The sequence below is a fragment of the Halomonas sp. OfavH-34-E genome, from assembly GCF_024124525.1.
Taxonomy (GTDB): Bacteria; Pseudomonadota; Gammaproteobacteria; order Pseudomonadales; family Halomonadaceae; genus Halomonas; species Halomonas litopenaei.
Map to the genome: position 1 here is coordinate 1 of NZ_JAMXRY010000125.1, position 1,211 is coordinate 1,211.

Annotated in this window: 2 protein-coding genes; both read right to left on the bottom strand. The window is 60.2% G+C overall.

Annotation, left to right across the window (positions count from 1 at the left end):
• Positions 1 to 28 precede the first annotated feature (28 nt).
• Positions 29 to 880: an IS3 family transposase gene (locus NH448_RS23460; protein WP_366078365.1), complete on the bottom strand. Its 852-nt coding sequence runs from the start codon at positions 878 to 880 to the stop codon at positions 29 to 31.
• Positions 844 to 1,155 carry a DUF1153 domain-containing protein gene (locus NH448_RS23465; protein ID WP_253029604.1) on the bottom strand — a complete coding sequence of 104 codons (312 nt, stop codon included), beginning with the start codon at positions 1,153 to 1,155 and terminating at the stop codon, positions 844 to 846. Before NH448_RS23465 ends, NH448_RS23460 begins: the two co-directional genes overlap by 37 nt.
• Positions 1,156 to 1,211: the final 56 nt, after the last annotated feature.

Consider the following 1,211-nt stretch of genomic DNA (forward strand, 5'->3'; position numbering starts at 1 on the left):
TGTAATGACCCCCTGGTTTCTGCACACCTCATCCAGTTAATGCGAGGTGTGCTCGGGGTGCCACATAGCCCAGAGACTGATGTGGTCGCTCTTCGTTGTAGTACCGGATCCAGCGCTCGATCACGATTCTGGCTTGGCCCAGCGACTCGAAGCGATGCTGCCAGATGCACTCCTCCTTCAAGGATCGGAAGAAGCGCTCCACGAGTCCGTTCTGTTCCGGTGTATACGGCGTCGTGAACTCCTGGGTGAGACCATAGGCCTTCACCGTGCCCGTGTAGTACCGGCTGCTGAAGACCAGGCCGTTGTCGGAGCGTAGTGCCAGCGGTTGCTGAACGCGCCCCAGCGCTCCCAGTCGATAGATCAGCGCCTCCTCCAGAGCGGCCTCAGCGGTCTTGCTGCTGCCATTGTCCGATAGTCGCCAGCCGAGGATCTCTCTTGTGCAGCAGTCGATGATCACCGCCAGGCTGGCTCGCCGATCCTTTCCACACCACACGTGCGTGAGATCCGTCGCCCAGCGTTCATCAGGCCGTGACGTGACTGACGGCAAGCTCCTGGCACGCGGTCGGAAGCCTTGTGGCCGCTTGCGTACCTGCCAGCCTTTCATTTGCAGGATGCGCTGGATCGGCTTGCGGTTCTCTCCTAAGACGCACGCCAGGCGGCGATAGCCATAGGTGGGGAACCTCTCCAGGGCCAGTTTCACCCGCACCGCCAAGTCGGCATTGATGGCACGCTTCCGCGATTTGGGCCGGTAATACAGGCTGCGCCGGGGGAATCCCAGCCAGCGGCAGAGCTTGACGAGCGATACCACATGGCCTTCCTCGGCCAGTTGCGCCTGCAGCGACCTTACGAGTTCTCGTCCTCCTCGAGCAGGCGCTTGAATTTTTTTAGCGCATAGATCTGCAGATGGGCCTCACCCAATGCCTCCTTGGTCTCCCGGAGCTCGGACTCATACTGCTCACGGATGTCCTTAGGGCGGGCCTTGAACCCATTTTCCATGCTGCGCTGGGCCTCATCGACCCAGCCCTCGATCTCAGAGACAGTGAGATCGTACTGGCGAGCCACTTCAGCCGTCGTGGTCTTGCCCTTGAAGATGTCCATGACCACGGCAGCCTTGCGCTTCGCGGTCCATCGTTTGATGGAGTTGTCGTCGCTCATCCTGTCCTCCTGATGACTGCACTATACCCTGTGCAGCTATGGAGGGGGTCACTTCA